The 13,172-nt window shown below is 40.2% G+C and carries 17 protein-coding genes and 1 pseudogene; 11 read left to right on the forward strand and 7 right to left on the reverse strand.

The genetic code is table 11. The features are described 5' to 3' along the window. Nucleotides 1-4 precede the first annotated feature (4 nt). From copD to ftnA, 3 genes are all read right to left on the reverse strand, one after another. Nucleotides 5-898, reverse strand: coding sequence for a copper homeostasis membrane protein CopD (gene copD, locus ACGF49_RS05860; RefSeq protein WP_387490073.1), 894 nt, complete (start codon nucleotides 896-898; stop codon nucleotides 5-7). Between the two features lie 2 nt (nucleotides 899-900). Then, nucleotides 901-1,287: a CopC domain-containing protein YobA gene (yobA, locus tag ACGF49_RS05865; protein ID WP_113041011.1), complete on the reverse strand. Its 387-nt coding sequence runs from the start codon at nucleotides 1,285-1,287 to the stop codon at nucleotides 901-903. Nucleotides 1,288-1,481: 194 nt separating this feature from the next. Then, nucleotides 1,482-1,985 (reverse strand): non-heme ferritin, encoded by a 504-nt coding sequence (ftnA, locus tag ACGF49_RS05870; protein WP_113041012.1) that lies wholly within the window; start codon nucleotides 1,983-1,985, stop codon nucleotides 1,482-1,484. 313 nt (nucleotides 1,986-2,298) lie between these two features. On the opposite strand from ftnA, the gene ACGF49_RS05875 reads away from it, so the two are divergent. Further along, nucleotides 2,299-2,529, forward strand: coding sequence for a DNA polymerase III subunit theta (locus tag ACGF49_RS05875; protein ID WP_112875704.1), 231 nt, complete (start codon nucleotides 2,299-2,301; stop codon nucleotides 2,527-2,529). Nucleotides 2,530-2,703: 174 nt separating this feature from the next. Here ACGF49_RS05875 and pip read toward each other — a convergent pair whose 3' ends face one another. The 3 genes from pip to ACGF49_RS05890 form a co-directional block, all read right to left on the reverse strand. Then, complete coding sequence (gene pip, locus ACGF49_RS05880; RefSeq protein ID WP_113041013.1) at nucleotides 2,704-3,657, reverse strand: prolyl aminopeptidase; 954 nt, start codon at nucleotides 3,655-3,657, stop codon at nucleotides 2,704-2,706. A gap of 73 nt (nucleotides 3,658-3,730) precedes the next feature. Continuing rightward, complete coding sequence (gene yebF, locus ACGF49_RS05885; protein ID WP_113041014.1) at nucleotides 3,731-4,105, reverse strand: protein YebF; 375 nt, start codon at nucleotides 4,103-4,105, stop codon at nucleotides 3,731-3,733. A gap of 101 nt (nucleotides 4,106-4,206) precedes the next feature. After that, complete coding sequence (locus tag ACGF49_RS05890; RefSeq protein WP_112875701.1) at nucleotides 4,207-4,392, reverse strand: YoaH family protein; 186 nt, start codon at nucleotides 4,390-4,392, stop codon at nucleotides 4,207-4,209. A gap of 139 nt (nucleotides 4,393-4,531) precedes the next feature. Between ACGF49_RS05890 and ACGF49_RS05895 the strand changes: the two genes are divergently transcribed. The 10 genes and pseudogenes from ACGF49_RS05895 (at nucleotide 4,532) to mntP (ending at nucleotide 11,996) form a co-directional block, all read left to right on the forward strand. Further along, nucleotides 4,532-4,768, forward strand: coding sequence for a hypothetical protein (locus ACGF49_RS05895; protein WP_113041015.1), 237 nt, complete (start codon nucleotides 4,532-4,534; stop codon nucleotides 4,766-4,768). Then, a pseudogene (locus ACGF49_RS05900) lies at nucleotides 4,690-5,007 on the forward strand (chorismate-binding protein); the annotation flags it as partial. The gene ACGF49_RS05895 and the pseudogene ACGF49_RS05900, both read left to right, overlap by 79 nt. After that, nucleotides 5,004-5,567, forward strand: a complete 564-nt coding sequence (locus tag ACGF49_RS05905) for a CoA pyrophosphatase (protein ID WP_113041016.1) — start codon at nucleotides 5,004-5,006, stop codon at nucleotides 5,565-5,567. The pseudogene ACGF49_RS05900 and the gene ACGF49_RS05905, both read left to right, overlap by 4 nt. Before the next feature lie 171 nt (nucleotides 5,568-5,738). Continuing rightward, nucleotides 5,739-7,103 (forward strand): L-serine ammonia-lyase, encoded by a 1,365-nt coding sequence (locus ACGF49_RS05910; RefSeq protein WP_113041017.1) that lies wholly within the window; start codon nucleotides 5,739-5,741, stop codon nucleotides 7,101-7,103. Nucleotides 7,104-7,643: 540 nt separating this feature from the next. Continuing rightward, nucleotides 7,644-7,769 (forward strand): hypothetical protein, encoded by a 126-nt coding sequence (locus ACGF49_RS05915; protein ID WP_262405101.1) that lies wholly within the window; start codon nucleotides 7,644-7,646, stop codon nucleotides 7,767-7,769. Beyond that, on the forward strand, nucleotides 7,726-8,709 hold the full coding sequence (gene manX / locus ACGF49_RS05920) for a PTS mannose transporter subunit IIAB (RefSeq protein WP_113041018.1): 984 nt from the start codon (nucleotides 7,726-7,728) through the stop codon (nucleotides 8,707-8,709). The genes ACGF49_RS05915 and manX overlap by 44 nt, the downstream gene beginning before the upstream one ends. A gap of 75 nt (nucleotides 8,710-8,784) precedes the next feature. Beyond that, nucleotides 8,785-9,585 (forward strand): PTS mannose/fructose/sorbose transporter subunit IIC, encoded by an 801-nt coding sequence (locus ACGF49_RS05925; RefSeq protein WP_113041019.1) that lies wholly within the window; start codon nucleotides 8,785-8,787, stop codon nucleotides 9,583-9,585. 13 nt (nucleotides 9,586-9,598) lie between these two features. After that, a complete protein-coding gene (locus ACGF49_RS05930) occupies nucleotides 9,599-10,465 on the forward strand; it encodes a PTS mannose transporter subunit IID (RefSeq protein WP_113041020.1) in 867 nt (288 codons plus the stop codon). Between the two features lie 66 nt (nucleotides 10,466-10,531). After that, nucleotides 10,532-10,990 (forward strand): DUF986 family protein, encoded by a 459-nt coding sequence (locus tag ACGF49_RS05935; RefSeq protein WP_113041021.1) that lies wholly within the window; start codon nucleotides 10,532-10,534, stop codon nucleotides 10,988-10,990. Between the two features lie 424 nt (nucleotides 10,991-11,414). Next, the gene (gene mntP, locus ACGF49_RS05940; RefSeq protein WP_146748045.1) at nucleotides 11,415-11,996 is read left to right on the forward strand and encodes a manganese efflux pump MntP; all 582 of its coding nucleotides are present in this window, start codon (nucleotides 11,415-11,417) and stop codon (nucleotides 11,994-11,996) included. A gap of 66 nt (nucleotides 11,997-12,062) precedes the next feature. On the opposite strand, the gene rlmA is transcribed toward mntP, so the two are convergent. Then, nucleotides 12,063-12,881 (reverse strand): 23S rRNA (guanine(745)-N(1))-methyltransferase, encoded by an 819-nt coding sequence (gene rlmA / locus ACGF49_RS05945; RefSeq protein ID WP_262978152.1) that lies wholly within the window; start codon nucleotides 12,879-12,881, stop codon nucleotides 12,063-12,065. Nucleotides 12,882-13,172: the final 291 nt, after the last annotated feature.

The following is a 13,172-nucleotide window of genomic DNA, read 5'->3' on the forward strand; positions in this document are numbered from 1 at the left end:
AAAATCAAATCGGTTGATAAGTAGCAAAAACAGCAACACATAATAGAACCAATGCTCCAAGAATAATTTCAACCCAACTATTGATAATCAACAATTGATAGCGGCCAGGTTGCTTCAGTTTAGGAACCAAGATATAGCGGTTAATTAATGCAAGCATCACCATACCCACCACCAATGCTATCTTCAGCCATAGCATGGATTGATATTCACTACCGCTATATTTCGGCCAGTTCGGTAGCAAAATTAAGCTGCTTATAATGCCAGTAATGATAATCAGGGTTACAGCAACGTGACCATACGTGGAAAAACGCATCATGGAGATCATAATCTGTTTATCCAACCCTATAGCCAATTCATTTTGTATCCGTAAAAATTGCAAGCATAACAAAAACGGCCATAATCCACCAAACCAGTATCCAACACTCACTAAGTGAATTACCTGATTAATCTGAGAAAAAACACCTGTTATCCCATCATGCATTACCGAATGGCCTATAAAAGCATGGCAGGAGAGTAAAACAGCAGAACTGATTAACATCAAAATATTTCTGGCTTTTTGTTTACCGATAAACAAAAACCCTGTAGCAACTATTGAAACCAGTATTTGCCATTGCCAAACTTTACCAAAAGTTGTTCCCAATACTGCCAACCAGATTTCTAGATTACAAATATCCTGCCAACCATCACCCATTATTCCCGATTGAATTGCCAACCATCCAATTGTTGTTACTAATGTCACAACTGTACTGATAATTACCCCTAAACGAAGGCGTGCATCAATCAGAACAGATAAACGCTCAGGAACCAATATGGCAGTAAATATGCTAAAGCCAAACACTAACATAACTGCCACGAAATGAGTGAAGCGACAAAGAATATACAGCGCCGCTAGAAACATAATTATTTCACTGTAAAGCTATAGGCACCTTTAGTCTTATGCCCATCAACAGAGACCACGCTCCAGTTAACATCATATCTCCCTGTCGCCAGTTTATCTTCGATAGGAAGAATAAGTTTTGTATTAGTTGCCGGATCAAGCTTCAACTTTCCCGTTTTAATGAGTTTATTTTCCGGGCCAATCACTTTTACTTTACTAAAACTCAGCTCAATACCTTCAGAAAAGCTTAGCGTGATCACCTGCGGTGTATTTTCTACTGTAGTATCTTCTGCCGGAATTTGTTCTGTTAAATGCGCATGGGCCAAAGCTTGCTGGCAAGATATGGCAACAAAAAGGACAATTAAAGCAGATAATTTTCGGCCAAAAGAGCGGATTGTGCTAATGGTCATCAATAACCTCTTAATTTTCAAATGAATCGCTATAAATTGTCATCATTTTATATCAAAAGAATTATTTTATCTGCGATAACTTACAATAAGAATTTCGTCTTGTGAACTATCGCGCAAAAATAAAGGAAAACCGCAGCATTGACTTTAAATACCTAAAGTTATTGCGACTACTGCGGCTAATTAATTCCCTTTCATTAGACAGGATTTGCAGTAGACAGACCTTTCAGATCCTTATCTAATAAGAAAAGTGCTTTACCATCCTCACCAACCATATCCAGTTTATCAAGGATAGATTTAAACAATTTCTCTTCTTCATGCTGTTCTGCTACATACCATTGCAGAAAGTTAAAAGTAGAATAATCCTGCATGGTTATCGCCAAATGAGCAAGTTTATTAATTTCGGCAGTAATAAATCGCTCGTGTTCATAAGTTCTATTGAGTACATGAGATATAGATTCATAATCGGCCACAGGTGCATCAATTTGCCCCAAACGTGGCATTGCGCCTGTATCACTCAGATACTCAAACAAGCGATGCATATGCTGCATCTCTTCCTGAGAGTGCGATTTAAAAAACGCAGCGGCACCTGGTAACCCTTGTTCACTACACCATGCACTCATTTGCAGATATAAATTCGCAGAATAGAACTCCAGATTCATCTGCTCATTTAATTTATTAACCATTTCTTGATTTAACATAATAGATACTCCAGTTATTAATTGGACTACATTATGCCAATTAAATGAAAATAATAAAACCCAATAATAAAAATAAATCAAAAATAAGTATCACATTGAAATATAAATATATTTTTTAATAAAAATATGAAAATGAATCTCATTTAATATATTTAAATGAAAATGAATCACATTTACAAAATAATCTTCATCAAGGAATTTTGATATTTAATGATAATGAATATTATTTATATTTATAAAATAATCAATTCAGACCTTGCCAGAAAAACCTGTCTGGATTAGTTTTATCACTTTGTGAATGAGAGAGACACTGATGAAACATAATCTGGCCGAACTTTCTACAGAGAATATGGACAAAGTGAATGTTGATTTGGCAGCTTCTGGCGTAGCCTTTAAGGAACGTTACAATATGCCGGTACTTCCTGATACAGTTGAACAAGAACAACCCGAACATCTGCGGCAATATTTTCAACAACGTTTAGTGCATTATCGCCAATTATCCAAACAATTTTCCAATTTACCCTACGAGCCAAAAGGCCGCTGATCATCCAGTAAGAATGGGTAACCACCGGATAACCGGTGATTATATACCCAATGGATTTCAAGATGGATCGCGACGGCAAGGGAACGAATCCCCGGGAGCATAGATAACTATGTGACCGGGGTGAGTGAGTGCAGCCAACAAAGAGGCAACTTGAAAGATAACGGGTATATCCAATTACTGATCTGCAAACCTATCTGTTGCACTAATAAGCTGATGTAAAATACCCGGCTCATCAAATGAATGCCCTGCTCCTTCAATGATATGTAATTCCGCTTCCGGCCATGCCTGCGCTAGATCCCAAGCATTTTGCACCCGGCACGCCATATCATATCGGCCATGAATGATAACTGCCGGAATATCCCGTATAACGTCAATATTATTCAACAGTTGCTGCTCCTCATTCATAAAACCCTCATTGATAAAATAGTGGTTCTCAATCCGAGCAAATGCCAAAGCAAACTCATCTTCCGTAAAACACTCTACATTATTTGAAGGAAGCAATGTTACCGTCTCTCCTTCCCATAAACTCCAGAGACGCGCGGCTTCTAATTGCACCCGAAGATCATTACTAGTCAGCCGCTTATTATATGCTCTGATCACATCCTTTCGTTCTCCTTCCGATAAAATAGATACCATTCGTTGCCATTTGTCAGGGAAGAAATTAGAAGCACCATCCTGATAATACCAGTGCAACTCTTGTGGTCTCAGCAAGAAAATTCCCCGAAGAATTAATTCAGAAACGTGTTGGGAATGAGTCTGGGCGTAAACTAAAGATAAGGTTGAACCCCACGAACCACCAAATACCAGCCATTTTTCTACTCCCATCAATTGACGTAAGCGCTCAATATCTTCAACTAAATGCCAAGTGGTATTATTTTCCAAACTGGCATGAGGTTTTGAACGCCCACAACCACGCTGATCAAATAACATGACATGATATTTCTTCGGGTCGAATAACCGACGGTGATAAGAAGCAATACCACCACCCGGCCCACCATGAATAAATACAGCCGGCTTACCTACAGGATTACCACACAATTCCCAATAAATTTGATGACCGTCGCCTGTATCCAAATACCCCGAACGATAAGCTTCACAAGCCGGATATAATTTTCTCAATTCTGACATAACATTTCCTTTACTGGCTAACACCAAATCTGGTATCCGTCTAATGACGGGTAGACATAACTATCAGAAAATGTTATTTCAATTCACTATAGCTAATCGTATTTTGCTGACAATCAACGACAACACGGTAATCTTTGTCACGCTTAGAACCACGAACAGTCAGCGGAATTTTTAATATATCTTTATCGCCAGTGATATTTTCCGCCTTTACCCACACCACTGGTTTAGACGTTCCCAATTGCTTTCTATCTTCTGACCAATGGTTAATGCGGTTTTGCAGAAAATCACGCTTTACTTGAGCGGCAATTTGCGATTTAGTTAAATTGTCGCAAGAAATAAATTTATCAACACGTTTGTTCTCCGACACAGCAGATACTGTGAATGAAACCGTGAGCAAAAGTGCTGCACCTGATAGGCTAACTCTGTTAATGATATGACATGCTTTCATACTACCTCCCGTTAATATCTCAAAGTAAGAGATTAAATATGGAGCTAACCTAACATGTCAGGTAAAATAAATGTGTGATTATTGTTAAATAAATAATTTAATTATGTTGATTTTTCATCATCAAACACCACATTAACCTGCTCTTTTCCTCGATGTCGCTCACGAAGTTCTTGTGCAACCAACGCAATCGCTTCGCCACTGCTCATTCCTTCAACCATCAATTGCTGAATTTTTTCTACCGCTCGTTGCTGTTCCTCATGGGATAAAGTTGGCATCTCTGAAAACATGATAATAACCTCTATAAAGTGATCTATGCCGAAGAGTATAGCGATTTTTAACTCAAGTAAGGAATGGATTTCTATGTTAATCTGTAAGGATTAAAATCAAGACTAACTTTTGCATGACAATTGCTAAACCAACACTATAATGAGCATTTCACTACAAAAACGGCAATTACCCTATCAACCAGACGCTGCCATCAACTATTTCGCGCCGATTTCAAATCAGTCTTGGGCAATGCTGCTCCATTCTGGTGCGGCCAACCATCCCCATAACCGGTTCGATATTTTGGTTGCAGAACCACGGATGCTACGGATTTATTACGCGCCTGTTTTCCCGGTGGTTCTATTACCGGAGCTCCTAAAATCAGAGCAATGGAAATAATAGAAGAGCTTGAACCTCACCGCCGACATGGATATTGTGGTTCAATTGGCTATATTAGTTTCTGTGGCACAATGGACAGCAATATCACCATTCGTACCCTCTTAACTGAGAAAGAAAAAATATATTGCTGGGCCGGTGGCGGAATCGTTGCCGACAGCATTGCTGAAAAAGAGTATCAGGAAACATTTGATAAGTTGAATCGTATCTTGCCGCAACTAGGGAAAATAAAAGTAATATGATATCACTGTCTGATTTCGTTAACAGATTTCAGTTACAACTTCCACCACCACCTAAACGGCTTTCAGATAACAACCGCCATGCTGCGGTATTATTACCAATCATCTGCAAACCGAAGCCAACGTTATTATTGACCCGACGCTCCGCCACTTTACGATCACATGCCGGTCAAGTCGCTTTTCCAGGGGGGGTTGCTGATCCTAAAGATAAATCAATAATCGCGACAGCACTACGGGAAGCGGAAGAAGAAGTTAACATACCTCATCAGAAAGTTCAGGTTCTGGGACAACTCGCTCCTTTAAATAGCATCAGTGGCTATCTGGTGACGCCTATTGTCGGATTATTGCCCCCCGGATTATCCTTCCACAGCAACCCGGCAGAAGTTTCCAAAATATTCGAAGTTCCTCTATCTGAAGCGCTCTCACTTTCGAGTTATCATTATCTTGATGTTAGTCGCCGTGGTCAGCGGCATCGTATCTATTTTTACTGGTATCAGCAGCATCTCATTTGGGGATTAACAGCGACAATAATTCATCAATTAGCTCAACAAATTCAGGTTTGATCCAAATCATTTAAGGATAACAAATTTGTATTTTTTTTATCCATCTTTATCGCTGTTGCTATCATAATTCAAAAAAACCTGTAAACTCCCTTATCAACACGACTAAATCACAGTAAAGTAGCGTACCTCAATATATATAACTATATCTCTATCTTTTTTAAGGAGTCTGGCGTGATTAGCGTTTTCGACATGTTTAAGGTCGGTATTGGCCCATCTAGCTCTCATACGGTTGGCCCGATGAAAGCCGGCAAACAGTTTGTCGACGATCTGGTAAACCAGGGATTAATGCCTTCTATCACGCGTGTAGCCGTCGATGTTTACGGCTCACTCTCATTAACCGGCAAGGGTCATCATACGGATATCGCCATTATCATGGGTCTGGCAGGTAATTTACCCGCCACCGTTGATATTGATTCGATCCCCGGTTTTATTCGTGATGTAGAGCAAACACAGCGTATTAAACTAGCCAACGGTTTACATGAAGTCGATTTCCCACGTGATAGCGGCATGGTTTTCCGAAGTGATAATCTGTCATTACATGAAAACGGCATGCAAATTCACGCATTCGCGGGGGACAAAAAAGTTTATAGCAAAACCTACTACTCGATTGGTGGTGGTTTTATTGTTGATGAAGAACACTTTGGTAAACCCTCTCAGGATACCAAACCAGTTTCATATCCATTCAATTCAGCAAAAGAATTACTGATGAATTGTAATAAAACCGGGTTATCTATTTCCGGTTTAATGATGAAAAACGAGCTGGATCTCCACAGCAAAGAAGAAATTAATGCCTATTTTGCCGATGTCTGGGATACCATGCAGGCTTGTATTGAACGTGGTTTGAACACCGAAGGGGTTTTACCTGGCCCACTGCGTGTACCACGCCGGGCAGCGGCATTACATCGTATGCTAACCTCATCAAATAATTTATCTAATGATCCAATGAATGTCGTGGATTTGGTGAATATGTTTGCCTTGGCTGTCAATGAAGAAAATGCTGCGGGTGGGCGTGTTGTTACCGCACCAACCAATGGCGCTTGTGGCATTGTTCCTGCCGTACTCGCTTATTACAACCATTGCATTGAACCTGTAACACCAGAGCTCTATATCCGCTATTTCCTGGCTTCTGGCGCTATTGGCATCCTATATAAAATGAATGCATCGATATCTGGAGCTGAAGTGGGTTGCCAAGGGGAAGTAGGTGTTGCCTGCTCGATGGCAGCAGCCGGCCTTGCTGAATTGCTCGGTGGCAGTGCTGAACAGGTCTGTATTGCGGCTGAAATCGGTATGGAACATAACCTCGGCCTTACTTGTGACCCGGTAGCAGGCCAGGTACAAGTACCTTGTATTGAACGAAATGCCATTGCGTCAGTAAAAGCAATCAATGCTTCACGCATGGCTTTGCGCCGTACCAGTGAACCGCGCGTTTCTCTCGATAAAGTTATTGAAACCATGTACGAAACAGGTAAAGACATGAACGCTAAATATCGTGAAACATCCCGCGGTGGGTTAGCAATTAAAGTTCAGTGTGATTAATCAAATAAATAACTTGTTTTTTAATCAATAAATGCTTCTGTAATGAAAATATCCCTACCCTATGGTTGGGATATTTTTTGACCAAAACGTGGAATGATCATCTTTTGATCTAAAAAGATGAATATGTTTTCCATTTTAAACTAATAAGATGTTATCGAAAACAGAATAAATATCTAACAATAAGCAAATTATAGATAATTATAAATTAATTTTGCAATTTTTAGCTTATTAAATTGTTTTGTGGTTAACATTTTTATCTATTTCATTTTTTCTGACTGACAGCAATTTTCCTCTGGTATTTCTAATGTTAATCTAACAGCCGATTTTTTCAGTCAATAAGAGATAAAGTCTAAATCAAGTCAAATATTTAGGTATCATATTGATAAAAGGTCACTATTCATACAAATAAGATTTTTATTGGAGGAATGATTCATCAAAATTATTGCAGTAACTTTGTAATAATCCTGCATTGATACCCAATGGATTTCAAGATGGATCGCGACGGCAAGGGAGCGAATCCCCGGGAACATAGATAACGATGTGACCGGGGTGAGTGAGTGCAGCCAACAAAGAGGCAACTTGAAAGATAACGGGTATATATTGTTAACAGAGGGGAAAACAAGTGAGTATAGCCATTATGATTGGCACACACGGGGCTGCGGCTGAGCAACTGCTTCGTACCGCAGAGATGTTAATTGGAGAGCAAGAAAATGTTTCTTACATTGACTTCGTTCCTGGTGAAAATGCCGATACCTTATTTGAAAAATACAACAGTAAACTGGAAACGCTTAATACAGCGCAAGGTGTACTATTTCTTGTCGATACATGGGGAGGAAGTCCATTCAATGCGGCTAGCCGTATCGCCGTAGATAAAGAGGATTATGAGATCATCACCGGAGTTAACGTTCCAATGCTGGTTGAAACCTTTATGTGTCGAGATGATGACCCATCTCTGGCAGAACTGGTTTCTGTTGCTCTGGAAACCGGGAAAGAAGGCATCCGGGCCCTGAAAACAGAAGAACCTCAAAAAGCTGAACCAGCCAAGCCCGTGGCATCCGTTGCGGCACCTTCATTTGCACCATCAACCGGTGATCATATGAAAATTGCCCTGGCTCGAATTGATGACCGCCTCATTCATGGTCAGGTTGCTACACGTTGGACAAAAGAAACCAATGTCAAACGGATCATTGTCGTCAGCGATGAAGTTGCTGCTGATACTGTCCGTACCACCTTGCTAAAACAAGTTGCTCCACCGGGGCTCAGTGCTCACGTTGTTGACGTTGCAAAATGTGTTCGCGTTTATAACAACCCGAAATATGCCAATGAACGTGTCATGTTGCTGTTTACAAACCCAACAGATGTTTTGCGTTTAATCGAAGACGGTGTCGATATCACTTCTGTCAACATTGGTGGAATGGCTTTCCGTCAGGGAAAAACGCAAGTTAACAACGCAATATCCGTTGATGAAACCGATATTGCAGCCTTCAAAAAACTAAATGAACGAGGCATTGAACTTGAAGCCCGTAAGGTTGCTAGTGACAGCCGCTTACAAATGATGGATCTACTCCAGAAGGTTAAAAACGAAAATCAGATCAGAGCAATTTAACTATTACTCAACAACAAAAATCACTCAATGACAAAAATTTCTCACCAAATTTAATTTGGTTACAGGAGACAAACAATGGAAATTACCGTTGTTCAAATTGTATTGATATTCATCGTAGCTTGTATAGCCGGAATGGATTCCATTCTTGATGAATTTCAATTCCACCGCCCACTCGTGGCCTGCACCTTAATCGGGATCATCCTTGGTGACATGACAACCGGTATCATTATCGGTGGTACGCTAGAGATGATCGCTCTTGGCTGGATGAATATCGGTGCTGCAATTGCCCCGGATGCAGCCTTAGCATCAATCATCTCAACGATTCTGGTCATCGCGGGTGGTCGTGATATCGGTGAAGGTATCGCTTTGGCCATTCCACTGGCAGCAGCAGGTCAAGTGCTGACTATCATTGTGCGTACCATCACAGTCGCCTTTCAGCATGCTGCTGACAACGCGGCAGAACGTGGCAGCCTGCGTGCGATTAGCTTTATCCATCTATCCGCATTACTGCTCCAGGCTATGCGTATCGCCATCCCGGCCCTGATCGTTGCACTATCGGTTGGTACCAACGAAGTCCAGCAGTTACTTGCTTCTATTCCAAAAGTGGTAACAGATGGCTTGAACATCGCCGGGGGTATGATCGTCGTTGTGGGTTACGCAATGGTTATCAACATGATGCGTGCCGGTTACCTAATGCCCTTCTTCTATCTCGGTTTCGTCACAGCGGCATTCACTGAGTTTAACCTAGTTGCATTAGGCATTATTGGTATTGTTATGGCTGTGCTGTACATCCAGCTAAGCCCTAAATATAACAAATCTCAGGTAGTGGCTACCCCTGGACACACCAATAACGACCTTGATAACGAATTAGATTAAAAGGATGAGCAACATGTTAGATACAACAAAAACGCCTGCTCAGACAGCAGACCAGAAAAAACTGACACCCAGTGATATCCGTGGTGTATTTCTCCGTTCTAATGTATTTCAAGGTTCATGGAACTTTGAACGTATGCAGGCTTTGGGTTTCTGTTTCTCTATGGTGCCAGCTCTTCGTCGTTTGTATCCAGAAAACACCGATGAGCGTAAACAGGCACTCAAACGCCACCTCGAATTCTTTAACACTCACCCTTACGTCGTCGCACCTGTACTGGGTGTCACTCTGGCAATGGAGGAACAGCGTGCTAATGGCGCAACGATTGATGATGGTGCGATTAACGGTATCAAAGTCGGTCTGATGGGGCCATTGGCCGGTGTTGGTGACCCTATTTTCTGGGGGACAGTCCGCCCGGTATTTGCTGCTTTGGGTGCTGGCCTGGCAATGAGTGGCAGTTGGCTTGGGCCTGTCTTGTTCTTTTTCTTATTCAATCTGGTACGCCTGTTAGTTCTCTATTCAGGTATCTCTTATGGTTATAAGAAAGGGATCAATATCGTTCAAGATATGGGTGGTGGCTTCTTGCAAAAAATGACGGAAGGAGCGTCAATCCTTGGTCTATTTGTTATGGGGGCATTAGTTAATAAATGGACGAAAGTCAATATCCCACTGGTTGTATCAGAAATTCCTAACCAACAGACAGGTGAAAAGACAATAACCACGGTTCAAAATATCCTCGATCAATTGATGCCAGGCTTGGTACCACTTTTGCTGACATTTTCTTGTATGTGGTTATTACGACATAAAGTCAATGCCCTGTGGATCATTATTGGTTTCTTTATCCTGGGGATTATTGGTGCCAAATTTGGTTTCCTTGGTCTCTAGTACAATATCATTCGGGGAGGAACTCCTCCCCATATTTTCTTTTTCATGACAATGCAAGGATAAGGAATGAGCCTTAATGATATAGTATTAGCTGGTTTAATCGTACTCATGCTAGCTTTTGCTGTTTATGATGAATTCGTGGTTAATTTTCTAAAAGGGAAAACTTACTTACAAATAAAGCTAAAAAGAAAACATAAAATTGATGCACTCATCTTTATTATCCTGATACTTATTGTTGTTTATAATAATATTACTGCTTATGGTAGCCGTTTAACCACATATTTATTGCTGTTTACTATCCTGGTGACTATTTATATTGCCTATATACGGTCGCCTAAATTATTTTTTAAAAATAACGGTTTCTTCTATGTAAATACCTTTATTTCCTATAACCGGATAAAAACTATGAATTTATCTGAAGATGGCATTCTGGTTATTGGTTTAGAAAACAAGAAATTATATATATCAGTAAGCAAAATTGATGATTTAGAAAGAATTTATAAATTTCTCATCGAAAACAGATAGATAAGAAAAAATAATAAATAAAAAAGTAAATAATAAACAGTCAGCCTTACGCTGACTTTTATTTTCCCTATAAAACAGATAATGATAATTATTATCAATATCCTGCCTTAACCCTAAAAATAATATTATTTTCCCTTTTTGAATTATTGTGCTATCTTTTAAATTGTCATGGGGAGTAGCCTGTTTCAGAGAAGCGATTTAGTTAATTTCTCTGAAAAGCCCGTATCAACACGCTCGTTACAAAATAAACGTGGTGCGGGTAGCCTTATTGCTATCTTAACAGGCATTATTGTTGCTCAAAATAGCAAAAAAATAGCCTAATGGGATAGCTATTAATTCGGTTGGCAAGACCATTGCATATAACACCATCATTGGTTGGGGGTGGATTATATGTATATGGAAACACCCAACCGAGGCTATATTAATGAATATGTACGCAACCCTTATCCTGGCTTTAGCACTCTCAATGGATGCCTTTGCTGCTGCAATTTGTAAAGGGGCCGCACTACATAGACCGCATTTTCGTGAAGCAATCCGTACAGGTTTGATATTTGGCTTAGTAGAAGCCTGTACCCCATTGATTGGCTGGTCGATAGGGCTTTACGCCAGCCAGTATATTATGGAATGGGATCACTGGATTGCTTTCGCGCTGTTATTTGTTCTAGGTTGTAGAATGATAACAGAGAGTTTTAAAGCAAATCAGGAAAAAAAGAGTGAATCACCCTGCCGTAATAACTCAATAGTGTTGATAACAACAGCCATTGCCACCAGCCTGGATGCAATGGCAATTGGTATTGGGCTAGCGTTCCTTGAAGTCAATATCGTACATACTGCGATGGCTATCGGAATGATGACAATGATTATGGCAACATTGGGTATGTTAATTGGCCGTTATATTGGCCCACGGTTAGGCAAACGCGCTGAACTTATTGGTGGGCTGATTCTGATTGCGATTGGCTTCAATATCTTATTTGAACATCTCGAATTATTTATGTACGCCAAATAACGCCACCAGCCCAAAATATTTATACCCGTAAAGCCATAGGGTATATATTTTGGGCTGAAATCTTGATCAATTAAGGCGTTGATAGACCCGCAGTATAAAATCAGTTTCACATTCAAACAGCACCCTATCTGCCAATTCTTTTTTCACATCTTCTATTGCTCGCCAGGCAAATGGTGTCATCTGTAATAAATGATACGCTTGCACACCATCTAATTTCATTGGGTAAGATAACGATTGCTCGGTTATCAATTCAAATCCTTCCAATGGTTCTGCCTTCAATGGATGAAGATGAATATTTTGATAAATCAACTCTTTGAGCTGATAAAGATGGCGAGGGCCAGGAGTGACTGTCAAAACAATGCCCTGTGGCTTAACCACCCTTGCCAGTTCCTCCGCTTTACAAGGTGCATAAATTCTCAGCACCCCGGCAAGCGATTTATCGGCAAATGGCAAACGATGACTCGACGCAACACAAAAGCTGACAGCAGGATAGCGCTTAGCGCCATAACGAACCGCGATCTTAGCAACATCTAACCCATAGATTTTAAGATTACGTCTCTTGCCTAACTGTGCTTCAACCGCAGCGGTGTAATAACCTTCACCGCATCCTATATCCAGCAAACTCCCTGCATTTTCTGGCAGATACTTTTCTAGTAATTCCGAAACCCGTTGTTGTAATGGTTGATAATGCCCTGAATCCAAAAATGCTCTTCTTGATTGCATCATCTCCGGGCTATCCCCCGGTTCCTTGGATTTTTTATGCTGAACGGGCATCAGATTAACATACCCTTCTTTAGCACAATCAAACTGATGATTATTCTCACAGCGCCATTGCTGTCGAATGAGCAATAAAGATTGATGACATAAGGGACATTGGTAAGACATAAGATTCCAAAAATATAAGCGAAAACCAGCCAGCACTATAGCATATTCTGATACTTTTCGTCTTAAATCATACTAATTAATAATTCTATATATACTCAAGATACTTCAAAGTGCATGTTTGAAAAACGATTATGTTGTTGAATTTAAATGTTTTTATATCTGACGACTCAAGCATCTTGACAGGGCTAACGCATGATCATTTTTTATCCATAAGATGACGAATTAACCGTACAAAATAAGCCACGCTTTATTCTTGTTGCAATCTTATCTGTTTACCGTTATTTATCCACA

This window comes from Photorhabdus sp. RM96S (genome assembly GCF_042879335.1).
In the GTDB taxonomy this organism is placed as follows: Bacteria; Pseudomonadota; Gammaproteobacteria; order Enterobacterales; family Enterobacteriaceae; genus Photorhabdus; species Photorhabdus kayaii.

Bases quoted from the DNA above. Each gene is read 5' to 3' on its own strand.
- ACGF49_RS05905 (WP_113041016.1), top strand. From the start codon at position 5,004: ATGATATCACTGTCTGATTTCGTTAACAGATTTCAGTTACAACTTCCA.
- ACGF49_RS05875 (WP_112875704.1), top strand. From the start codon at position 2,299: ATGAAACATAATCTGGCCGAACTTTCTACAGAGAATATGGACAAAGTG.
- ftnA (WP_113041012.1), bottom strand. From the start codon at position 1,985: ATGTTAAATCAAGAAATGGTTAATAAATTAAATGAGCAGATGAATCTG.
- ACGF49_RS05895 (WP_113041015.1), top strand. From the start codon at position 4,532: ATGAGCATTTCACTACAAAAACGGCAATTACCCTATCAACCAGACGCT.
- ACGF49_RS05935 (WP_113041021.1), top strand. From the start codon at position 10,532: ATGAGCCTTAATGATATAGTATTAGCTGGTTTAATCGTACTCATGCTA.
- mntP (WP_146748045.1), top strand. From the start codon at position 11,415: ATGAATATGTACGCAACCCTTATCCTGGCTTTAGCACTCTCAATGGAT.
- rlmA (WP_262978152.1), bottom strand. From the start codon at position 12,881: ATGTCTTACCAATGTCCCTTATGTCATCAATCTTTATTGCTCATTCGA.
- ACGF49_RS05925 (WP_113041019.1), top strand. From the start codon at position 8,785: ATGGAAATTACCGTTGTTCAAATTGTATTGATATTCATCGTAGCTTGT.
- yobA (WP_113041011.1), bottom strand. From the start codon at position 1,287: ATGACCATTAGCACAATCCGCTCTTTTGGCCGAAAATTATCTGCTTTA.
- ACGF49_RS05890 (WP_112875701.1), bottom strand. From the start codon at position 4,392: ATGTTTTCAGAGATGCCAACTTTATCCCATGAGGAACAGCAACGAGCG.
- pip (WP_113041013.1), bottom strand. From the start codon at position 3,657: ATGTCAGAATTGAGAAAATTATATCCGGCTTGTGAAGCTTATCGTTCG.
- yebF (WP_113041014.1), bottom strand. From the start codon at position 4,105: ATGAAAGCATGTCATATCATTAACAGAGTTAGCCTATCAGGTGCAGCA.
- ACGF49_RS05930 (WP_113041020.1), top strand. From the start codon at position 9,599: ATGTTAGATACAACAAAAACGCCTGCTCAGACAGCAGACCAGAAAAAA.
- copD (WP_387490073.1), bottom strand. From the start codon at position 898: ATGTTTCTAGCGGCGCTGTATATTCTTTGTCGCTTCACTCATTTCGTG.